The 21427-nt window shown below is 41.4% G+C and carries 18 protein-coding genes; 14 read left to right on the top strand and 4 right to left on the bottom strand.

What is annotated here, in order from left to right; translation table 11 throughout:
* The first annotated feature begins 156 nt into the window (after window positions 1–156).
* Genes speA through FFU37_RS14440 form a run of 4 tightly spaced genes read left to right on the top strand, consistent with a single transcriptional unit; the run spans window position 157 to window position 5178 of the window.
* Entirely contained in the window at window positions 157–2037 is a 1881-nt protein-coding gene (gene speA / locus FFU37_RS14455) for a biosynthetic arginine decarboxylase (RefSeq protein WP_002959544.1), read from the top strand.
* A gap of 60 nt (window positions 2038–2097) precedes the next feature.
* Window positions 2098–2976, top strand: coding sequence for a 1-acylglycerol-3-phosphate O-acyltransferase, YihG family (yihG, locus tag FFU37_RS14450; protein ID WP_002959542.1), 879 nt, complete (start codon window positions 2098–2100; stop codon window positions 2974–2976).
* A gap of 25 nt (window positions 2977–3001) precedes the next feature.
* Window positions 3002–3922, top strand: a complete 921-nt coding sequence (gene yihG / locus FFU37_RS14445) for a 1-acylglycerol-3-phosphate O-acyltransferase, YihG family (protein ID WP_138489772.1) — start codon at window positions 3002–3004, stop codon at window positions 3920–3922.
* Window positions 3919–5178 (top strand): mechanosensitive ion channel family protein, encoded by a 1260-nt coding sequence (locus FFU37_RS14440; RefSeq protein ID WP_039490513.1) that lies wholly within the window; start codon window positions 3919–3921, stop codon window positions 5176–5178. The genes yihG (FFU37_RS14445) and FFU37_RS14440 overlap by 4 nt, the downstream gene beginning before the upstream one ends.
* Here the strand turns inward: FFU37_RS14440 and chrA are convergent.
* Window positions 5135–6289: a chromate efflux transporter gene (gene chrA, locus FFU37_RS14435; RefSeq protein WP_039490510.1), complete on the bottom strand. Its 1155-nt coding sequence runs from the start codon at window positions 6287–6289 to the stop codon at window positions 5135–5137. The genes FFU37_RS14440 and chrA overlap by 44 nt on opposite strands.
* 190 nt (window positions 6290–6479) lie before the next feature.
* Here chrA and FFU37_RS14430 point away from each other — a divergent pair, with 190 nt between their 5' ends.
* On the top strand, window positions 6480–7112 hold the full coding sequence (locus FFU37_RS14430) for a YiaD family glycine zipper/OmpA-like lipoprotein (protein ID WP_002959537.1): 633 nt from the start codon (window positions 6480–6482) through the stop codon (window positions 7110–7112).
* On the opposite strand, the gene FFU37_RS14425 is transcribed toward FFU37_RS14430, so the two are convergent.
* Complete coding sequence (locus FFU37_RS14425; RefSeq protein WP_138489771.1) at window positions 7113–8891, bottom strand: ABC transporter transmembrane domain-containing protein; 1779 nt, start codon at window positions 8889–8891, stop codon at window positions 7113–7115. It abuts the gene before it with no gap.
* Between the two features lie 91 nt (window positions 8892–8982).
* Between FFU37_RS14425 and FFU37_RS14420 the strand changes: the two genes are divergently transcribed.
* The 7 genes from FFU37_RS14420 (at window position 8983) to FFU37_RS14390 (ending at window position 18723) form a co-directional block, all read left to right on the top strand.
* Window positions 8983–9381 carry a DUF3224 domain-containing protein gene (locus FFU37_RS14420; RefSeq protein WP_138489770.1) on the top strand — a complete coding sequence of 133 codons (399 nt, stop codon included), beginning with the start codon at window positions 8983–8985 and terminating at the stop codon, window positions 9379–9381.
* Between the two features lie 17 nt (window positions 9382–9398).
* Window positions 9399–9581: a hypothetical protein gene (locus tag FFU37_RS14415; RefSeq protein WP_002959534.1), complete on the top strand. Its 183-nt coding sequence runs from the start codon at window positions 9399–9401 to the stop codon at window positions 9579–9581.
* Entirely contained in the window at window positions 9582–10199 is a 618-nt protein-coding gene (locus FFU37_RS14410) for a LysE family translocator (RefSeq protein WP_039490504.1), read from the top strand.
* 166 nt (window positions 10200–10365) lie between these two features.
* Entirely contained in the window at window positions 10366–13239 is a 2874-nt protein-coding gene (locus tag FFU37_RS14405) for a TonB-dependent receptor (RefSeq protein WP_138489769.1), read from the top strand.
* Window positions 13240–13261: 22 nt separating this feature from the next.
* Window positions 13262–17563: an alpha-1,6-glucosidase domain-containing protein gene (locus FFU37_RS14400; RefSeq protein WP_138489768.1), complete on the top strand. Its 4302-nt coding sequence runs from the start codon at window positions 13262–13264 to the stop codon at window positions 17561–17563.
* A 176-nt stretch (window positions 17564–17739) separates the two neighbouring features.
* Window positions 17740–18285: a PH domain-containing protein gene (locus FFU37_RS14395; RefSeq protein ID WP_138489767.1), complete on the top strand. Its 546-nt coding sequence runs from the start codon at window positions 17740–17742 to the stop codon at window positions 18283–18285.
* A gap of 36 nt (window positions 18286–18321) precedes the next feature.
* Window positions 18322–18723 (top strand): DUF1801 domain-containing protein, encoded by a 402-nt coding sequence (locus FFU37_RS14390; RefSeq protein WP_138489766.1) that lies wholly within the window; start codon window positions 18322–18324, stop codon window positions 18721–18723.
* Window positions 18724–18738: 15 nt separating this feature from the next.
* On the opposite strand, the gene FFU37_RS14385 is transcribed toward FFU37_RS14390, so the two are convergent.
* Window positions 18739–19083 carry a rhodanese-like domain-containing protein gene (locus tag FFU37_RS14385; RefSeq protein WP_024591370.1) on the bottom strand — a complete coding sequence of 115 codons (345 nt, stop codon included), beginning with the start codon at window positions 19081–19083 and terminating at the stop codon, window positions 18739–18741.
* 287 nt (window positions 19084–19370) lie between these two features.
* Between FFU37_RS14385 and FFU37_RS14380 the strand changes: the two genes are divergently transcribed.
* The gene (locus FFU37_RS14380) at window positions 19371–19679 is read left to right on the top strand and encodes an ArsR/SmtB family transcription factor (RefSeq protein WP_024594836.1); all 309 of its coding nucleotides are present in this window, start codon (window positions 19371–19373) and stop codon (window positions 19677–19679) included.
* On the opposite strand, the gene FFU37_RS14375 is transcribed toward FFU37_RS14380, so the two are convergent.
* On the bottom strand, window positions 19672–20349 hold the full coding sequence (locus FFU37_RS14375) for a nitroreductase family protein (RefSeq protein WP_024594835.1): 678 nt from the start codon (window positions 20347–20349) through the stop codon (window positions 19672–19674). The two genes, FFU37_RS14380 and FFU37_RS14375, sit on opposite strands and share 8 nt — an antisense overlap.
* A gap of 187 nt (window positions 20350–20536) precedes the next feature.
* Here FFU37_RS14375 and FFU37_RS14370 point away from each other — a divergent pair, with 187 nt between their 5' ends.
* Window positions 20537–21418, top strand: coding sequence for an ABC transporter ATP-binding protein (locus FFU37_RS14370; protein ID WP_002959519.1), 882 nt, complete (start codon window positions 20537–20539; stop codon window positions 21416–21418).
* Window positions 21419–21427: the final 9 nt, after the last annotated feature.

The raw sequence follows: 21427 nt of genomic DNA, 5'->3' as shown, positions 1-21427 counted from the left end.
ATTCTGCCAGTGCTTGGCGTTTTGCTCAATGACATTTTAACTGATTTGACGAATAAAGTTAGTTAGGAGTGAGTGAAAGTTCAATTTTTGTTAGCCTAGTGGATAGTGACGTATTAAAATGCGCCTTTATACCTAATTGACTAAAGAAGAGTTGCCATGACCTGGGGTTTAGAAACAGCACGCGCCACTTATAACGTTGCTCATTGGAGTGATGGCTATTTTGATATTAACGCACAAGGCGAACTGGTGGCTTACCCAGATGGCGACCAAACAAAACCGGCCATTTCTTTAACGCAATTAACAGAGCAGTTTAAACAACAAGGTTTAACGTTGCCGGTTTTAGTACGCTTTACCGATATTTTAAAAAATCGTGTAGACACCCTTACTAATGCGTTTACGCAAGCGCGAGCAAATCGTGAATATAACGGTAAATACACCTGTGTTTACCCAATAAAAGTAAATCAGCAACGTTCTGTAGTAAGTAAGCTATTAGCGCATCCAAGCGGGCTTGTTGGCCTAGAAGCAGGCTCAAAGCCAGAACTTATGGCTATTTTGGGCGTAGCAAAAGAGCCAATCACAATAGTGTGTAACGGCTATAAAGACAGTGAATTTTTACGCTTAGCATGTATTGGTCAAGCCATGGGCCACAGCGTAAAAATTGTGGTAGAGAAGCTTTCAGAACTGACCACACTACTTGAAGAAATAGACAACCTAGGCATTGAACCTGCTATTGGTATTCGTATTCGCCTAAACTCAGTAGGCAAAGGCAAGTGGCAAAACACGGGTGGCGAAAAAGGCAAGTTTGGTTTAACGGCAGGCCAAGTACTAAGTGCTGTTGAAGTGCTGAAAAAGCATAATAAGCTGCACTTAATGCAAATGGTGCATTTTCATATTGGTTCTCAAATTGCCAACATTCGTGATATTCACCGTGCTTTGCGTGAATGCGCACGCCACTTTGCTGAGCTTACGCAATTAAACGTACCGTTAAATACCGTTGATGTAGGCGGCGGCTTAGGCGTTGATTACGAGGGCTCTGGCTCGCGCAGCGCGTGTTCAATGAACTACACAGTAGAAGAGTACGCGCGTAATGTAGTGAATGCATTTGCAGAAGTGTGCGATCAGCATAACCTTACGCATCCGGCCATTATCACCGAATCGGGGCGCGCTTTAACCGCTCACCATGCGGTATTAATTACCGATGTAATTGACGTAGAAAAAGCGCCCAATCATTTAAATCCAGAGCCACCGCTTGAAAATAGCGCGTTAGTGCTTGATGAAATGTGGCAGTGTTTACAGCGTTTAAACCCGCGTATGGCACTTGAGATTTATCACGACGCTATGCACTTATTTAGCGAAGCGCACGATCAGTACGTGCATGGCTTAGTAAGCATGCTAGAGTGGGCGAAAATAGAGCAGCTTTACTTTACTATTTTACATCGTGTACGTGCATCGCTTAGTAATAACGCGCGCGCGCACCGTGAAGTCCTCGACGATTTAAACGAAAAGCTTGCCGATAAATTGTTTGTTAACTTTTCATTATTTCAGTCATTGCCTGATGTATGGGGTATTCAGCAGTTGTTTCCGGTTATGCCAATCGAAAACTTAACTCAACCATTGACTCAGCGCGCGATTATTCAAGATATTACCTGTGACTCTGACGGTCAAATCCGCGAATACGTTGAAGGCGCTGGTATCGAAACCAGTCTACCAATACCAGAATATAAGCACGGCGAGCAATACCACATTGCTATGTTTATGGTGGGTGCATATCAAGAAATTTTAGGCGATTTACACAACTTATTCGGTGACACTGATTCAGTGCATGTAGAGCTTAACGATGAAGGTTATGTGTTAACCAATGCCATAAAAGGTGATAGCGTTAAGGATGTATTAAAGTTTGTTGACTATGATAGCGCCATTTTAGCTGACAACTTTGCGTACCAAGTTAATAAACTTGATGTATCAGCGCAGTGTAAAGAAGGTTACTTGGCTGAGCTTAATGCAGGCCTTGAAGGCTATACCTATTTTGAAGATTAATTTGTAAGCAACTGAAAGCGCAGTATTAGTGGCTGCGCAATGTTTAAAGGAATGGAAGTAATGTCAGTTATTCGCGGTGTATTTAGTATTATTTTTTACACAATAAACACACTTTTTTGGTTTGTGCCTATTTTTGTTTGTGGGCTTATAAAGCTTATACCTATTAAGCCTCTACAAAAGATTATGAGCTGGGCTGCAAAGAAATTTGCAACTATTTGGGTGACTTTTAATAGCTTAAATCAAAAGTTATTTACGCCAACTAAACTTAATGTAACTGGCCTTGAAGAACTTAAACTGAAGGATTGGTACCTAGTAATTGCAAATCACCAAAGCTGGGTCGATATTTTAGTATTGCAGCGCGTGTTTAACCGTAAAATTCCATTTTTAAACTTCTTTTTGAAAAAAGAGCTTATTTACGTGCCTATTCTAGGTTTGTGTTGGTGGGCGCTTGATTTTCCGTTTATGACCCGCACGAGTAAAAGCCAACTAAAAAAGAATCCAAAGCTGCGTGGCAAAGACTTAGAAACCACGCGTAAAGCCTGCGAAAAATTTAAAGAAATGCCAGTAAGTGTGGTTAACTTTGTAGAAGGCACTCGTTTTACTACACAAAAGCACGCGCGCCAAAATAGCCCGTTTCCACATTTATTAAAACCAAAAGCGGGCGGTATTGCCTTTGTAATGCAAGCAATGGGCGAGCAAATTACTAAAGTGGTTAACGTTACAATTCATTACCCTGATGGCATTCCTACATTCATGGATTTTGCAGGTGGTAAGGTAAAAAATATCAACGTACATGTGGATGTAAGGCCGGTAAGCGAAGAGCTTATTGGTGACTACACCGGCGATTCTGAATTTAGAGTGCGCTTTCAAAGCGAGCTAAATCGTTTATGGGAAAATAAAGAGCAAACATTACAATCGCTCGAAAAACATCCCAAATAAAAGGCAAAAATATGAGCTTACAGTTATGCTAAAAAAGTGGTTACCAAATTGGCTTAACGGCTTAATTGTGGGCTGCGTATTGTTTTCTAATGTAATGCTTTTTGGTTCGCTAGTATTTGTACTAGGGCTTATTAAGTTATTACTGCCTTTGTCTGTTGTTAACTCTTTATTGCATAGCGCTTATCGAGGGTGGTGTAATGGCAATCGGTTTGGCTTGTGGCTAGGTTGTCCTAATATTGTGGTTGATATAAGTGGCGATTTAAATTCAAAAAGTTGGTATTTACTTATATGTAATCACACGAGTTGGTTAGATATAACCGTGCTTAGCTCATTACATGCATTGCCAGCCCCTAAGTTTTTTTTAAAAGATGAATTAAAATACGTGCCTTTTATTGGCACTGGTGCGTGGGCTATGGGTATGCCGTTTATGAAACGGGTAAGCAAAGCACAGCTTGCTAAAAACCCAAAGTTGAAAGGGTTGGATGTAGAGCGCACAAAGCACAGCTGTAGCAATTTTCGTCACTATCCTACTACCATCGTTAATTTTGTTGAAGGCACACGCTTTACGCCAGCTAAGCATAATCTGCAGCAAAGTCCTTTTAAGCACTTATTAAAACCCAAAGCGGGTGGCATTGCTTTTGCGCTTGAAGTGCTAGCCAACCAATTTGATGCCATGCTAAATACAAGTTTAGTGTATAGCGGTAAAACAGATCACGTTTGTCGGAACTTACTCAAAGGCGAGCTAGATTCTATTTATATTTCAATAGACGTAACGCCCATTAATGACAATATGCAGGGCAGCTATCAAACCGATGACGTATTTAAAGCTAATTTTCAACATTATGTGAATGAGCTATGGGTTGCGAAAGATCAGCAGCTTGCCGATATTTATGCTCAACAAGATTTACCTGAACCACAAATCAGTAAGGAAATTGAAACACTATGACCAACACCCACCTACAGGAGTTAATCGCTCCTTGGTTTGAAAAAGTACCCGATGCGGATTTTCTTAGTTCTATTACCGCAGTTTCAATAGGGATTTTTTCTTTATTAATTGTTTACTTATTTACTCGTAGGTTAATGTTACCAGGCATTCAAAAAGTGGTAACTAAGCTTTCGCCTCAACGTATTGGTTCGTTGTCGCCTATGCTTAATAAGCTTAATAGACGTATTGCAGGTATGCTTTGCAGCGTATTATTTTTGGCGACCTTTGACAGTGTTTATCCGGTTAATGAGCTGACCGCTGAAATTTTGAAAACGGTTGGCCAAGCTATACTAATTATTCATGTAGGTTTTATTTTTAGCAGTATTGTAAGTATTGCGGGTTCTATTTATAACCAATTGGAGTTTGCACGCGAAGTCCCTATTCAGGGCTTAATTCAGGTTGTTAAGCTAATCACCTTTATTGTGTGTGCTATTTTAATTGTAAGTATTTTCCTTGAGAAGTCACCCACTTATATTCTCTCTGGCTTTGGTGCTATTGCTGCTGTTACGTTATTAGTATTTAAAGACACTATTTTAGGCTTTGTAGCTAGTATTCAAATCGCAGCAAATCGCCTAGTAACCTATGGTGATTGGATTCAAGTAGAAAACTACGGCGCCGATGGCGAAGTAATTGATTTGGGTTTAAACACTGTAAAGGTACGTAACTGGGATAACACCATAACAACCATTCCAACTTATATGCTAGTTGCGGGTTCGTTTAAAAACTGGCGTGGTATGCAAGAGTCGGGCGGTAGACGTATTAAACGTTCACTTAATATAGATATGCACAGTATTTGTTTAGTAAGTGATGAATTTAGAAAGCAAATAGATGCGGCTATTCCGCTTCATGACTATATCCGAGTGACGACATTACCCGCTCAAGTTTCTAATTTAGGGCTGTTTCGTCGTTATGCTGAGGGCTATTTAAAGCAGCACAGTAAAATTAATACGTCGCTTACGTTAATGGTACGAGAGCTACAACCAATGAACCACGGGTTACCGATTGAGTTTTATTGCTTTAGTGAAGACAAACGCTGGATTTCGTACGAGCATCTACAAGCCGAAATAATGGACCATTTACTTGCAGTATTGCCAGTGTTTGGGCTTAGGGCATATCAAAGTGTGAGTGGGCAATTAAGCCCTCCTAACGAGCAACAAACAGATAAGCCAACATTTAGAGTGATGGCAAATAGTGCTGCAAAAGACCCACAGCAATAAATAAAGCTAAGAGCCACCAAATAGGTGGCTTTTTAAATCGCAGCCATGCAAATGTAATTATTACTAACGCAACCTGCCAAAGGCTATGCACAGCCGATGTCCAAATTGGTGAATACAATGCGGCCGCTAAAAAACCGACTACCGCTGCATTAAGCGCCGCTATTGAATTTGCAAAACGTGGCTTACTTGCCAAATTAATCCAACTCTTCTGAAACGCCAGTATAAGTAAAAAACCAGGCATAAATATAAGCAGTGTAGCTATAAGGGCACCCACTAAAGGCTGCTCGGTAGTAAGTTGTGCGCCTAAGTAAGTAGCAATAGTAAACATTGGCCCTGGCACTGCCTGTGCACTCGCGTAAGCACTTAAAAACTGATCATCACTCAATGCTGGTACGCCAGCTTGAAGTACCGGCAGTACTACGTGTCCGCCGCCAAACACCATTGCACCCGCTTGGTAAAAAGGGGTAAACAAAGCAAACTCATGCCCTAGTGGAATAAAGCTAACCCCAAGTAAGAGCGCAAATAACCCCAGTGCAATCCAATTAATATTACTGTTTTTACTGCTAACATCTTCTGCTACTGTGCCAAGTTTTAATAAAGGCCATATAGCACCTACTGTTGCAGCAGTGATTAAAATCGCTATTTGAGTTCCCATCATTGGAAATAACACCAAGGCAAGTGTACTCATTATCGCAAGTAACTTAAGCGCAGCACTTGTACAAAAGCTTTTAGCCATACTAAGTGTTGCATCCGCGACTATAACAACGGCAAATAACTTTAAGCCTGCAATAATAGCAAAGTAAACAGCGTCAAACTGATGGGCACTAACCGCAAGCAGCACCATTATTAAAAACGAAGGCAAGGTAAAGCCTACAAAAGCAGCTATACCACCCAGTACTCCTGCACGCTCAACACCAATAGCAAAACTAACTTGGCTAGAGCCTGGCCCTGGTAATGCTTGGCTTAAACTAATAAGTTGTGCGTAACGGGTGTTAGTTAGCCAATTTAACGAGTCTACAAAGTGGCGCTTAAAATAGCCTAAATGCGCAGCGGGGCCACCAAAACTCATGCACCCTAGTAAAAAAAATTGTCTAAAAATAGCAATTAACATTGCGCCAATATCCTTTGTAAAATTCATTAAATTGTCACAGCGTAGTATGACATTTTTATTAAAACGACACATTAGTTTGAGGTCTGTTTAACAATCAAGCAAGATGCGCTGCTTTTAACACTCTCTTCATAGTTTGTTCATACATGTATTTGCATACTCTTGCTAAATTCTTAATGAATAGGGTATCACCATGACTTTAACTAAATCACTTTTAAGCGTAACCGTAGTAGCTGTATTACTTTCTGGTTGTGAAATGAATAACACCGGCAAAGGTGCGGCTATTGGCGCAGCAGCGGGTGGCGTATTAGGTAAAGCAACAAGTAACCATAAAGATAAGCGTATTTTTATAGGCGCTGCTATCGGCGCACTAGCTGGCGCTGCAGTGGGTAACTACATGGATAAGCAAGAAGAAGCATTTCGTGATGAACTTGCAGGCTCTGGTGTTGAAGTTGTACGTGAAGGCGATAACTTGCGTTTAGTTATGCCATCTAATATTACGTTTGCGACCGACCAATCTTATATTTCGTCTGGCTTTAACGATACCTTAGATGCTATTGCTAAAGTGATGAACAAATACGAAAAAACGTACCTAAGTATTGAAGGCCATACAGATAGCACAGGTAAAGACAGCTACAACATGAACCTATCGCGTGAACGTGCTCAAAGCGTTAAAAACTACTTAGTGAACCAGCAAATCATGGCTGAGCGTGTAAGTACTATGGGTTATGGCGAAACACGTCCAATTGCGACTAACGATAGTGCAAATGGCCGTGCTCAAAACCGCCGTGTAGAAATTCAAATAGTACCAAACACTGAAGAATAATTAGTCCTTATTAAACTGTAATTCACACAGTTTTTGATACAACGGGTTACTTGCTACTAATTCTTGGTGGGTACCCGTTGCTATAATCTCTCCATTTTCCATGACTACAATCACATCGGCATGTTTAACCGTTGCTAGTCTATGGGCAATAATAAGCGTGGTGCGGTTTTGCATTAAATGCTCAAGCGCTGCTTGTACATGGTGCTCACTTTGAGCATCGAGTGCGCTGGTGGCTTCATCAAGAAGAAGTATTTCAGGGTCTTTTAGTATGGCACGCGCAAGCACAATACGTTGCTTTTGCCCACCCGATAACCTCACACCTTGCTCACCTAAAAAACTGTTATAACCTTGCGGTAATTGTTTAATAAATTCATCAGCATGAGCATGTTTGGCAGCGGCATATACTTGCTCGTCACTTGCATTTGGGTTGCCGTAGCGAATGTTATGCATTACATCGGAGCTAAACAAGATAGGGTTTTGCGCTACCATACCCATTTTACCTCTGAGGGTATTAAGCGATAATTCTTTAATGTTTATATCTTTAAATTTGATGGCTCCGCTAGCCGGATCGTAAAAGCGCTGTAGTAATTCAAATAAGGTTGTTTTACCTGCGCCAGAAGGGCCAACAATAGCCACAGTTTGGCCTTGAAGTATATTTAAACTTATTTTATTAAGTGCGCTTACGTCTGGGCGAGAAGGGTAGTTAAAGCTTATATTCTCAAGCGTAATAGCAGGGCTGTTACTATTTTTTAGTAAGTTACTATCTTGTGGATTTAGTGGGTTTTCTATCTCACTTTTAACAGCAAGTAACTCAAGTAATCTTGCAGCTGCGCCTGCTGCGCGTTGTAGTTCGCCATATACTTCAGCAACGGTTGCCACCGACATTGCCACCATAATAGCGTAAAACACAAAGGCTCCTAGCTCACCGCCAGTCATGGTACCTGCTAATACGTCGCTGCCGCCGACCCACAGCATTGCGCTAATAGCACTAAAAGTTAAAAATATTACCGCTGCAATTAAAAACGAGCGTTGTTTAATGCGGCTTTTAGCCACATTAAAGGCTTTTTCGGTTTCAAGTGCAAAAGCGTGCTGCTCTTGTTCTTCGTGGCTATAGCTTTGCACTACTTTAATATTTTGAATGATCTCGCCGGCATAGGTGCTTATATCGGCTATGGCATCTTGGCTGGAGCTTGCAAGTTTGCGCACCTTTTTACCAAATACCATCATAGGAACAAGTACCAACGGCACACAAGCAACAACCACTAAAGTAAGTTTTAAATTAGTAAACAACAGCATGGCAAGTCCACCAACCAGCATAAGTACACTGCGCAGCGCCATAGAAAATGATGAACCAATAATTGATTGCAGTAATGTTGTGTCGGTTGTTAAACGCGACATAAGCTCACCACTGCGGTTTTCTTCAAAGTAGCTTGGGTGCAAAGTAACAATGCGATTAAACACGGCTTTGCGAATATCGTTACTGACTCGCTCGCCAATCCACGACATTAAATAAAAGCGGCTAAAGGTGCCCACGGCCAATAAACTAATTAAACCAATAAGCACTAATACAGCTTGTTGTAGCTGATCTTTAGAGCCAGCTATAAAGCCATGATCTATGACAAACTTAACCCCTTGCCCTAAGGATAAGTTAACACCTGCTGTTACTAACAGGGCAGCAAGCGCCGCTACTACCATCCATTTATACGGTTTAATAAAAGCAAAAATAGGTAATAAACTACTAAAAGCGGCTTTTTCGTTCTTAGGGCTTGTTTTTGACATAGTGGATTCTTTTTAAAGGTTAAGGTATAGATATGGCACTAAGATAATAAAAATCAATACTTTTAAACATTAGCATCAATAAGGAAACGTTATGACTACTGCAACTGTAAGTGGAGAATTTAATGTAAATCTAGCCCCAATTGAAGGTTACGCAAGCGGCCAAAACGGCGTTAATTTAGGGCGTATGTCGATAGATAAAACATTTAAAGGTAGCTTAAATGCCACCAGCCAAGGCGAAATGCTAAGCGCCATGACACCCACACAAGGCAGTGCCGGTTATGTTGCCATAGAGCAAGTAATAGGCGAGCTTGACGGCAAAAAAGGCAGTTTTGTACTGCAGCATTTTGGCACTATGGATAAAGGCCAAAACAGCCTAATTTTAAATGTAATTCCCGACTCAGGCACTAATGAGCTAGAAGGATTAACGGGCAGTATGAAAATACGTATTGAGCAAGGGATTCACTACTACGATTTTGAATACACGTTATAAGATACTCAAGGATTAAAATGCAAAAAGTAATCGAATTTAGAAAGACCCGTTTTTTGGGTGGTGTAGATATAGCCGCACTAAATGACCGCATACAGGAATTAAACCAAGATGGCTGGAAAGTAATAAACGCAGTGCCCTTGGCAGGTTTTTATGGGCAAGTGCACGGTTATACATTACTTATTGAAACTGACGAGCTTTAAATGACATTTACAGTATGGTTAAGCCTAGCGGCTATTTGTATGATGGGCGCAATGTCGCCAGGACCAAGTTTAGCGGTGGTTTTAAAGCACTCACTTAACGGTAGTATGAAAAACGGTATGCTTGCCGCGCTCAGTCATGGTACTGGCGTTGGCTTGTATGCCGGTGCATCGTTATTAGGGTTAGGCGCTTTAATGACGCAGTTTCCAACTGTTTATCAAATACTCGTTTACTTAGGTGCGGCCTATTTGGCGTATTTAGGCATAAAAATATTGCTAGCAAAACCAAGTAATGACGAACTTGAAGTACAAAAAAGTGAGGTAAGTGCAGCTAAAGCATTACAAGATGGTTTTGCCATTGCTTTTTTAAACCCCAAGCTCGCTATTTTCTTTTTAGCCTTGTTCTCACAGTTTATTGACCCTCAGCTACTTACTTTAAGTGTGGGCATAATTATGTGCTTAACCGTGTTTGTAATTGATACCGGTTGGTACTTGCTGGTGGCGTTACTGACCGAGGTTTCAAAAAACCGCTTTGGATTTACCAAACAAAACCCGTGGCTTGATAAAATACTGGGAGTCGTATTTATTGCTCTTGCGATAAAAGTGGTGCTTAGTCTTTAAATAGCGTTCCAAATGTAGGTGTATGTACGCGCATACACCTGCAGCCTAACCCTCATGCCCTGCATACGTATTCATCACATTAATTTTACCTTTTAGTTACAATTTGTTGGTTGTGTTTTGAACAACACAGCAACACCTGACAACAATAACTCAAAGGTTCACACACATGGACAAGTTTAAACTAAGTGCACTTATGCTGGCTTTATTTGCCGCTAATAGTGCATTGGCTGCAAACGAAGACTCAACAAATCAATCACCCAGCACACAAGCTGAAGATTTAGAAATTATTGAAGTGCGAGGCTTTAGTCGCAGTTTAATTCAATCTTTAAATCAAAAGCGTTTTAGCGATACGGTGTCAGAACAAATTTCTGCCGATGATTTAGGGGCACTGCCTGATATTTCAATGGCCGATGCACTTACACGATTACCTGGTATTTCAGCGGTGCGAACGGGTGGGCAAGCGGCGCAAATTAATATACGCGGGCTGTCGGGCGGGTTTGTATTTTCAACACTTAATGGCCGCGAGCAAGTATCTACAAGTGGCAGCCGCAGTATTGAGTTTGACCAATATCCGTCAGAATTAATTAGCTCTGCGGCGGTATACAAATCGCCAAAGGCATCGCTTATTGAAGGTGGCGTGGCCGGTACGGTAGAGCTTGAAACCGCCAGTCCACTTAATAATGATCAAACGCATAAATTTGTAGCTAATGTGCGCGGTATGTATAACGACCGCGCCTCAGAGGTATCGGATGCCACTGAATTTGGCGATCGAATTAGTTTTTCGTATCAAGGCAAATACCTAGACGACACGTTAGGCGTAGCGCTGGGCTATGCGCGTTTGTTTCAGCCAAGTGTAGCAACGCAGTTTATTGGCCTTGCGTACAACGACACAAAAGACGTTGATGGCGCAGTTAACGACACCAATGGCCCTTTAGCTAATCCAGAAAACGAATACATTAGCGAAGGTTTTGAGCTACAGCATTTAGGCGGCGAAGAAACCCGTAATGGTTACTTAGCAGCTATAGAGTGGGCGCCGGTAGATAACTTTAAATTAAAAGGTGATGCGTTTTTATCGCGCTTTGATAAAGAGTCGTTTGCCCGTGGCCTTAGGGTTAAATTAGGCGGGCCAACAGCTGCATATGCTAACGCTCAGCTCGATGGTAATGCCGTAATAGGCGCAGCGGTTAACCGTACTTCGCAAAGCTATACCCGCGTTGAAATAGTTAACGACGACAACCAAGACTTTGACGAAGTAGATAGTTTTGGCGTTAATGCCGATTGGCAGGTAACCGATAGACTAAACGTAAATGCCGATGTGTCGCTTTCTCGCGCAAAAAGTAATTTTAGAAATGGCTTACTGTGGAGCTTAGTAGCAGAAGATGCCAATGCAGAAACGCCAGTATTTGATAACAACGTAGCAATTAACTATCAATTAAACGGCTTAAATTTACCTGACGTTGGGTTTAATCAGGCGGCCGCCTTTAGCGATATAGACCGTGTAATGGTCAGCAAATATGGTATTTACCCAGATCAAACAGAAGATGAAGTAACGGCATTTAAGCTCGATTTTAAATACGAGCTAGAAAGCGACATATTTAGCTCAGTAGAGTTTGGTGCGCGCTATTCAGATAGAGAGTACAGCCGTAAACGATCGGTATTTGAGTACGGTAACGACGGGGCGTTTTCAGCAACGCAACCGCCTTTGCGTTTAACCGACGATATGGCCTCTGTGGTTGACTGGCAGGGCGAGTTTAGTTATTTCCCATCGTATTTAGCGATTGATTTAGACAAAGCGCTCAATGCGTGGTTTCCAGATGGTACGCCAGAGCCTGTTCAAACATGGGGCAACGCCGATGGCGTAGACGACGCGCAAGGTTACACAACTAACTATTCGTGGTCAGTGCTGCAAAGCGGCTCGGTGTTTGAAGATGTGCTAGCTGCGTACGTTATGGTAAACATTAACACGCAAATTGCCGGGCTCGACCTATCGGGTAATGTGGGTGTGCGCCGCGTTGAAACCGACCAATCTGCAACGGTACTAGAGAACGTAGCAGGCGATGCGCGCTTAGGTGCGCAAAATATTGTTGATGAGAACGGCATTGTAAATAATTTATACGCACCTAATGTATTAGGCACTAAATACACCGACTACTTACCATCATTAAATTTAAACCTGCAACTTAACGATAATTCACTTGTACGCTTTGCTGCGGCTAAAGTAATGTCGCGTGCGCCAATTAACCGCTTAGCGGGCGATGCCAGTGCAAACGTAAGCGATGATGGTGTTATTAATGGTTCAAGTACTAATAACCCATTTTTAAAACCCTTTTATGCCGACCAATACGACTTATCTTACGAATATTATTTTGAAGAAGGTAACGGCACTATCGCAGCAGCGTTATTTTATAAAAATATAGACTCGTTTGTTGAAACCTTATCAATCGAAAACTTCGACTTTAAAGGCAATGGCTTTAACGTACCTGATTCTATAGAAGACCCCGTTAGTGGCGAGCAAGTTGCGACAACAAACGGTATTTACACCACGGCAGTTAATAACGGTGAAGGTGGCTATATTAGAGGGCTAGAGCTTGCTTATACGCAAGTGTTTACCTTTTTACCTGAGCCATTTAATGGCTTAGGCGCTAATGCAAGTTACTCATACACCGAAAGTGAAATTGAATCGATTACCAGTTTAGGGGGCGACACGTTAGCGCAATCTTTACCTGGGCTGTCTAATAACGTGCTTAATGCCACGGTTTTTTACTCAATGGATGATTTTGAAACCCGCCTCAATGTGCGCTACCGCGATGAGTTTGTATCAGAGCAGGTTGCCATTAACGAGCAAGTGGTTAATTTTGATGCTGAAACCGTAGTCGACTTTCAAACCTCTTATCGCTTTAGCGACTCGCTAACAATGCTTTTGCAAGTTAATAACTTAACCGATGAACCAACCCAAAGTTACTTTGGCTCAGAGCAACGAACAGGGACGACTCAGTATTTTGGTCGTCAGTTCTACCTTGGTTTTACATACAGTCATTAATTAGCAAACGGAGCGTTTAAAAATGAAAATTATAACTATGTCTAAATATTTGCTAATAACGTTAGCGTTAATGCTATTAGCAGCGTGTGGTGGAACAGGTGATGTTGAATCTGGTGAACCATTACTTACCTGTAATGTGCCACAAGTACCTAATGAAGCTGGGTCACAATGTGTCGATCCCGAACCTATATCGTGCCCTGCACCTACAGTACCTGATGAAAATAACGAAAGCTGTGTGGTTGGCGCCGACCCAACCCTGCCAGACCCTGTGGTATTTGCAGGGGAAGGAGAGGCGGTTTTATTTTATAACCGCCTAGCCGATGATAACTACGAAGGCTACCGATTACATTCGTGGAATAACGATGTGTGTGATGCTTATGCACCACCATTTGATACCAGTGATTGGGCTAACGGCCATGAATACGATGGTATTGATCCAAACTACGGTGCGTACTGGATAATTAACCTTAAAGAGGGTTATAACGAATGTGCCAATTTTATTATTCATATTGGTACAGAAGGGTCAGGTAAGGCGTTTGGTGATGTGGATTTAACCATGCCGCTGATGCAAGACGATGAAACCTTTCAGCGTATGAACTTTACCATTCATGGCGAGCCTTCGGTGTTTGAATACCCTATATTAAGTTTAGGCGAACGCGCAGTTGCTATAACAGGTGCTTCAGCGCATTGGATTGATTTAAATACTATTTTGTATAAACCAAGTAACGAGTTTACAAGCCTAATTAAGTTACATTCATCAGCTACGGCTGAGCTTGAAGTGGATATTGATACTGGTTTAAACGGCGATACTGTTACGCTGCAATCAAGCAATATAACTGATAAGCAAGCGTCAAAAGTACCGCATTTAACCACCTGGAACGCATACGAAGGAAGTTGGGATACAAGCACTGCCAAAACGCTTATTAAATCGCAGCTTGTTATTGCAGGTTACGATAGTGAAGGCACGCTGCTAGAAGCAAGCTATGTGCAAACCGCTAAAGCACTCGATGCCCTTTATACGCAAGGCGAAGACGATGCTAATGAAGCTGTGCTGGGTGTAAATTATGGCAATAACGCGATTGATGTAACTGTGTGGGCACCCACCGCTAATAACATGATGCTAAACGTGTTTGATGATGCAAAAACACAAGTGCACTCTACGCCAATGACATTAAATACACAGACAGGTATTTGGCAAGCAAGTTTAGATATGCAATACGACCGCCACTACTACCGCTTTAATTTTGATGTTTACCACCCACTGACTCAGCAAATAGAGTCGCTTTGGAGCACAGACCCTTACTCACTAAATGTATCTACCAATGGTTTATACAGCCAGTTGATTAATTTAGCCGATGAAGACACTAAACCCGAAGGGTGGGATACACGCCTTATTCCTACGGTAGAAAATCCAGAAGATGCGATTATTTACGAGGGCCATGTACGTGATTTTAGCGCACGCGATAACAGCGTAACAGAGGCTAACCGTGGTAAGTACCTTGCGTTTACTGAGCTAAATAGTGCTCCTATGCAGCACTTACAAACTTTGGCTCAAAATGGCTTAACGCACTTTCATTTATTACCTATTACTGATATTGGCACCATAGATGAAGACGTAAGTAAACGTGTAGATATTAGCGATACGCTAGGTGATTTATGTGAGCAAATCGACGATGAAGCCGATGCGTGTAAAACCCAAGATAAAAACAGCACCATTATTGATTTAATGGGCGGTTATTTACCAGGCTCAGATGACGCACAAGCACTTGCTAATGCTATGCGCAGCTTAGATAGCTTTAACTGGGGTTACGATCCGCATTACTTTATAGCGCCTGAAGGCTCGTACGCCTCAAGTCCAGAGGGCATTGCCCGCGTTAAAGAAACCCGCGCTATGGTGCAATCACTGCAGTCTATTGGTCTGCGCGTAGTGCTTGATGTGGTTTATAACCATACAACGTCATCAGGTATTTGGGATAAATCGGTATTTGACAAACTAGTACCGGGTTACTACCATCGCTATAACGAAGTAAGTGGTGAAATAGAGCGCTCAACGTGTTGTGAAAATACAGCTACAGAGCATGTAATGATGGATAAGTTTGTTAGTGATTCATTAGTTATTTTGGCGCGCGAATTTGGTTACGACAGCTTTAGATTTGATGTAATGGGGCACATGCCAAAATCGTCAATTCTTGCAGCACGTGATGCAGTGCAAGCTGTTGATGAAGATAACTACTTTTATGGCGAAGGTTGGGACTTTGGTGAGGTGGCAAATAACCGCTTATTTGTGCAAGCCAAACAAGCCGATATGGCCGGTAGCGAAGTAGGTACCTTTAACGACCGTATTCGTGAAGCCGTTCGCGGTGGTGCATTATTTAGTAATAGCTCAACAGATGGCAATTTAGCAGAGCAAGATACTTTACGTTTGTCACTTGCGGGTAATTTACAAAATTACATTTTAAAAGACTTTAAAGGTAACTCAGCAAAGGGTAATAGCTTTACTTGGAATACTCAGCCAACGGCGTATGCACTAGACCCTGCCGATAGCATTCATTACGTATCTAAACATGATAACGAAACACTATGGGATCAGCTGCAATATAAACACAGCACTAATATGAGTATTGAGCAGCGCGTTCGTGCTCATAATATGGCGTTAGCACTTCCGCTTATGAGCCAAGGTATTCCATTTATGCAAATGGGCGCCGACTTGCTGCGTTCAAAATCGATGGATCGTAACAGCTACGACTCTGGCGACTGGTTTAACTTTGTTGATTTTACCAAAGATACCAATAACTGGAATATTGGCTTGCCACTCGCACAAGACAACGAAGTGAAATGGCAAGAAATTATGCCTATTTCTGCTAATACCCAAGCGGCCGCACAGCCACAAGATATTACCTTTGCACATGATGTATTTAACGAGTTTTTACAAATACGTAGTAGCAGCGCACTCTTTAGATTAACCACAGAGCAAGATGTTATTGAGCGAGTGGGTTTTCATAACGTAGGTAAAGCGCAGCAACATGGCTTAATAGTAATGAGCATTGATGATGGCGAAGGGCTAACAGACTTAGACCCTGCATTTGACGCGCTTGTTGTCGTGATTAACGCAACCGAGCAAACCCTTAGCCATACTATTGCCACCGCAGCGGATTTTGAATTACACGATGTATTAAAAAACAGTGTTGATGCAAGTATGGCTAGCGCCAATTTTGCTGCTGGCGATAACGAAGGCACATTTACTGTACCGCCTTACACATTAGCTGTATTTACTAAAAACCAAGGTGAGAGCCAAGGTGCTGGTTTAAGTGCAAATGCGACAGTGGGTGCACCTGATGTAGTACCTTATGGCAGCACCGCTGTGTTTGTGCGCGGTAGTTTAAACGACTGGGGCACACGCGATGCATTTGAATATATTGGTGACGGTGAATACCGTATAGCAATTGCGCTGAGCGCTGGCGATTACGAATTTAAAATTGCCTCTGAAGATTGGTCTACAGTTGATTTTGGCGCGCTTACTGACGCTGATAAAGATGTAGTTGAAAACCAAAGCGAGGCATTAACGCGCTCAGGTGCAAACATGACATTCAGCGCTGCTATTGATGCAACCTATGTATTTTCGCTTGATGCTTCAAACCCTGAAAATCCAACGCTTACTTTATACAACGAAGAGCCATTTATAGGCACTGCTATTTATGTGCGCGGTACGCTTAATGACTGGGGAGTAACCGATGAGCTAAGTTATAAAGGTAAAGGTATTTACACCTTTACTAAAACACTGAGCGCTGCAAGTTATGAATTTAAAGTAGCGTCAGAAGATTGGAGCACGGTTGATTATGGATCGGCTGAGGGAGATGCCAGTGTTATGGTTGGCACTGCAGAGCAGTTGTCGGTTGCGGGCGCGAATATGACCATAAACATTGCAGAAGAAGGTGAATACCAGTTTATATTTGACGCCAGTGATTTAAATAACGTATCGCTAAAAGTGCTCAACGCTGAAATGTTTGCACAAACGACAGTGTTTATTCGTGGTAGCTTAAATGACTGGAGTACTGATAACCCGCTGATGTACGAGGGTGATGCAATTTACTCTACATCAATAGAGTTAGAAGCAGGTGACTACGAATTTAAAGTAGCGTCTGAAGATTGGAGTACCGTTGATTACGGTGGAGCAGGCGATACGCCGGTAGTGGCAATTGATGAACTAACACCACTTGAAGCCGTAGGTGCCAATATAGCACTAAATATTACCGAACAAGGTACTTACACGTTTAATGTAATAGGCCCAGATAGAGAAAATGTAAGCATACTTATTAATAAGTAGTAGCAGTTTATTTTCCCAGACCTAAGCCGAGCATAGCCCTGTATGCTCGGCTTTTTTGTATGTACATAAGTGTGTGAAAGTATATTTGAATGCTAATTATAAATGTTTGGACTAAATTGCATTCAATATTAGATTGGCGTACTTTTATAAATCCCCAACCATACAAAAGAAAGCTAATGAGTAACTTAACCTTAAAAAGTGCTAATTTTAATCCTAAAGTAAAACAATACTGGATGGTTACTGCCTCGCTATTTGCAATGTTGGCTCTTGTTACTATACCGCTTATACCTATCATTTTACTTATTGTATGGCTGGTGGGCGGACGAATACTCGCAGCTATGTCGGCTGACTTATTACCACAAAAATTGGTAGTTAAACGTGGCATATTATTTAAAGAAGAAAAATCTATTCCGCTTGAAAAAATAACAGATGTAGGTTTAAGCCAAGGGCCGCTCATGCGAATTTTTGGATTATATCGTTTAAGCTTTGAAACAGCAGGGCAGTCAGGAAATGGTGCTTTAGTGTCTTTGCTTGGTGTGGTTAATGCGAGTGAGTTTAGAGAGGCGATACTTGAGCAAAAAGATGTATTGGCTAATCAAGGTAAAACGTCGCAGCAGGCAACAGAGCAAAGTGAAAAAGAGCTACTGAGAGCACTTACTTATAGCGTTAAAAATATTGAGCAGATGCTACTTGTTTTACTTGATGAAAGGCAGCAGAAGTAACTTGTTTGAACTTGTAATGCTTATAAGGATATTTTTATGAATACGGAAATAGAAAATATATTTAATAATTATCCTGAGATAGTAAAAACTAAGCTTATAAAATTACGAGAGTTAATTTATACCGTAGCACAAGAGCAAAACTTAGGAGCTGTTGAAGAGTCTTTAAAGTGGGGAGAGCCAAGTTATAACACAATAAATGGCAGCCCCATTCGCGTAGGCTTTAAGGGCTCCTCGTGTTATTTGTTTTTTCATTGCCAATCAAAGCTAGTAAGCACATTTAGAGAGTTGTATTCCCACACTCTCACCTTTGAAGGTAACCGGGCAATTGTATTTAATAGTGAAAAGCCATTACCAGAGTACCCAGTTAAAGAGTGTATTAAATTAGCACTGACTTATCACAAAGTTAAACGCCTACCTTTACTAGGCGCATCATTATAAGTATTCAGTTGATGTTTAAAACACACTACATATTTGGTTTGCGTCACAGGTAATAACGGTTACGTTTTCATAACCCACACGCGTTAACGCTTCTGCTCCCAACGTTGCGCGCGCACCACTTGCGCAGTGCACGTAAATAGGGCGAGCTGCGTCTTTTTCTATTTCCATCAGTTTCATCTCGAGTAATCCACGCGGAATATTTATAGCGCCGGCAGCCGATTTTGTCGCGTGCTCTGCAGGTTCTCGCACATCAATAAGTAAACCTTTATTTTGTTCAAGCTCGAGTTTTGCTTGCGCTGCGTCAATACGGCGTTGGTTAGGTGTGATAATTTTTAGTAAGTCAGGGATTGATGTAAGCATTAGTTTGTAAATCCTCTTTTTCTTAAAAAAGACATTAATAGGTGCTACTTGGTATAAGTAGGTTGAATTGAGTTAATACTTATAAATAACGTTAAAAACTGAAAGTTACTTTATATAAAGTAACTTAATAGCGCGGATACTGCCACAGCACTTCCGCCGATTAATAAAATGGCATCGCTAGTTTCATGGCCATCTTAATATTAGTAAAACCTAATGTTAATTATATTAGAACTTACTAATGTAAAAGTCTATACTTAAAAAGGTATTAAAAAAGAGAAATAATAAAAATGAATATTGAACAACTAGCTGTCAACGCAGAGCAAGCCGAACAGTTTTTAAAATTAATGGCTAACAAAAATCGCTTAATGATTTTATGTAGTTTATTACAAGGTGAGCAAAGTGTAGGTGAGCTAAATAAAAATGTACCTTTAGCACAGTCAGCGTTATCTCAGCATTTAGCAAGTTTACGCAAGGCAGATATGGTTGCTACTCGCAGAGAAGGGCACACTATTTATTACTCGTTGACCGACCCAAAAGTTGAGTCGATCATTGCTTTGCTATATGAGTGGTTTTGCCGAGCAGAAAATACTAAATAAACGTAGCTATTTCATCGAGTGATTTTTTATCCAGTGCATGAGCAGGTATTGTTGCATCATCACTTGGGTAGCCTGTAATAAGTAGCATGTATGGGCGTTCGTTATCTTTATCGCGATTACATATGTCGGTCAAAAAACTCATTGGCTTTGGAGTATGAGTAAGGGTTGCCAAACCACTGCGGTGCAAAGCTTGAATTAAAAAGCCGGTAGCTAAGCCAACAGACTCATGCACATAATAATTCGTATTTTTATCATCGGTGCTTACGCCGCCCTTTTTTTGACTAAATACAGCTATAAGCCAAGGTGCATGCTCTAAATAAGGTTTATTGGCGTCGGTACCTAACGGTTTTAGCGCATCTAACCATTCTTCACCTGCTCTGCCTTCGTAAAAAGAACGCTCTAATTTTTCTGCGGCTTCTCTTATTTGTTTTTTTACATCGCTACTGTTTATAGCCACAAAATGCCAAGGCTGATGATTCGCTCCACTTGGTGCTGTGCCAGCTGCTTTTATACATGCTTCAATAATATTTTTTGGTACTGGGCGATCGCTAAAGCTGCGAATGCTATGGCGGCGTTGGCTGGTTTGTAAAAACTCGTTAGCACGATTTAGCATTTCTTCATGTGGATATTCTATAAAGTCATTTAACGGCTGGCTTTGGTGATCTTGCATGGCTTTTCGCTTCTTATAAAAAGTATATGTGGTTTTTATACCGAGTGAATACAGTACAGGCAAGTGTTATGAGTTTAAAATATGTTTATTTGTTGTTACAAATTTAACCAGCAAGTAACTTATGTTCCTATTTTCCTTGTGGTATAAAACATTATAAAAATAATTACTCATATTCAAGGAAGTAAAAATGCTATCAATAACAGGGTTATCTAAAACCTACGATAACGGCGTACATGCACTACAAGGTGTTGATTTATCTATCGGTAAAGGGATGTTTGGATTGCTTGGGCCAAATGGCGCAGGTAAATCATCGCTTATGCGTACCATTGCAACACTGCAGTCGGCTGATTCAGGTTCAATTACTTTTGATGGCATTGATGTATTTAAAGACCCACAGGCACTGCGCCAACGCTTAGGTTACTTACCACAAGATTTTGGTGTGTACCCGCGTGTTAGTGCTTACGACTTACTGGACCATATGGCTGTTTTAAAGGGTATTCATAATAAAGCAGAGCGTAAAGAGTCGGTTGAAGGATTACTTGCGCACACTAATTTATATCAACATCGCTCAAAAGCGGTCAGTGGCTTTTCGGGCGGTATGCGCCAGCGTTTTGGTATTGCACAGGCATTACTGGGTGACCCTGATTTACTAATAGTTGATGAGCCAACAGCGGGGCTAGATCCTGAAGAGCGTAATCGTTTTCATAACTTGTTAGTAAGCTTAGGCGAGCAAAAAGTAGTTATATTATCGACCCATATTGTTGAAGACGTAGCAGAACTTTGCCCAAACATGGCGGTGCTGGCAGGCGGAAAAATACTATTAGAGGGCAACCCCATTGCCCTTACCGATAAACTCCAAGGCCAAATTTGGCGCAAAGCCATGAGCCAAGAAGAAGCGCTAGAGCTTGAACCGCAGCTGCCTGTTATTTCAAAACGCTTATTTGCTGGGCAAACCATATTACATGTATTAGCCAATGAAGCCCCTGAAGGTTTTGAGCTCAGCAGTGCAAACCTAGAAGATGTGTATTTTTCTACGTTGCTTAATCATCGTAACAGCCAAGTAGCATAAGGGGGCGCT

Origin of the sequence: Pseudoalteromonas distincta (assembly GCF_005877035.1) — a bacterium.
GTDB lineage: Bacteria > Pseudomonadota > Gammaproteobacteria > Enterobacterales > Alteromonadaceae > Pseudoalteromonas > Pseudoalteromonas distincta.
Note: the sequence above shows the minus strand (reverse complement) of the source record. Positions and strands in the feature narration are given on the sequence as shown.

Excerpts from the sequence above, each read along its gene's own strand:
- speA (WP_002959544.1), top strand. The coding sequence starts at position 157 with ATGACCTGGGGTTTAGAAACAGCACGCGCCACTTATAACGTTGCTCAT.
- yihG (WP_002959542.1), top strand. The coding sequence starts at position 2,098 with ATGTCAGTTATTCGCGGTGTATTTAGTATTATTTTTTACACAATAAAC.
- yihG (WP_138489772.1), top strand. The coding sequence starts at position 3,002 with ATGCTAAAAAAGTGGTTACCAAATTGGCTTAACGGCTTAATTGTGGGC.
- FFU37_RS14440 (WP_039490513.1), top strand. The coding sequence starts at position 3,919 with ATGACCAACACCCACCTACAGGAGTTAATCGCTCCTTGGTTTGAAAAA.
- chrA (WP_039490510.1), bottom strand. The coding sequence starts at position 6,289 with ATGTTAATTGCTATTTTTAGACAATTTTTTTTACTAGGGTGCATGAGT.
- FFU37_RS14430 (WP_002959537.1), top strand. The coding sequence starts at position 6,480 with ATGACTTTAACTAAATCACTTTTAAGCGTAACCGTAGTAGCTGTATTA.
- FFU37_RS14425 (WP_138489771.1), bottom strand. The coding sequence starts at position 8,891 with ATGTCAAAAACAAGCCCTAAGAACGAAAAAGCCGCTTTTAGTAGTTTA.
- FFU37_RS14420 (WP_138489770.1), top strand. The coding sequence starts at position 8,983 with ATGACTACTGCAACTGTAAGTGGAGAATTTAATGTAAATCTAGCCCCA.
- FFU37_RS14415 (WP_002959534.1), top strand. The coding sequence starts at position 9,399 with ATGCAAAAAGTAATCGAATTTAGAAAGACCCGTTTTTTGGGTGGTGTA.
- FFU37_RS14410 (WP_039490504.1), top strand. The coding sequence starts at position 9,582 with ATGACATTTACAGTATGGTTAAGCCTAGCGGCTATTTGTATGATGGGC.
- FFU37_RS14405 (WP_138489769.1), top strand. The coding sequence starts at position 10,366 with ATGGACAAGTTTAAACTAAGTGCACTTATGCTGGCTTTATTTGCCGCT.
- FFU37_RS14400 (WP_138489768.1), top strand. The coding sequence starts at position 13,262 with ATGAAAATTATAACTATGTCTAAATATTTGCTAATAACGTTAGCGTTA.
- FFU37_RS14395 (WP_138489767.1), top strand. The coding sequence starts at position 17,740 with ATGAGTAACTTAACCTTAAAAAGTGCTAATTTTAATCCTAAAGTAAAA.
- FFU37_RS14390 (WP_138489766.1), top strand. The coding sequence starts at position 18,322 with ATGAATACGGAAATAGAAAATATATTTAATAATTATCCTGAGATAGTA.
- FFU37_RS14385 (WP_024591370.1), bottom strand. The coding sequence starts at position 19,083 with ATGCTTACATCAATCCCTGACTTACTAAAAATTATCACACCTAACCAA.
- FFU37_RS14380 (WP_024594836.1), top strand. The coding sequence starts at position 19,371 with ATGAATATTGAACAACTAGCTGTCAACGCAGAGCAAGCCGAACAGTTT.
- FFU37_RS14375 (WP_024594835.1), bottom strand. The coding sequence starts at position 20,349 with ATGCAAGATCACCAAAGCCAGCCGTTAAATGACTTTATAGAATATCCA.
- FFU37_RS14370 (WP_002959519.1), top strand. The coding sequence starts at position 20,537 with ATGCTATCAATAACAGGGTTATCTAAAACCTACGATAACGGCGTACAT.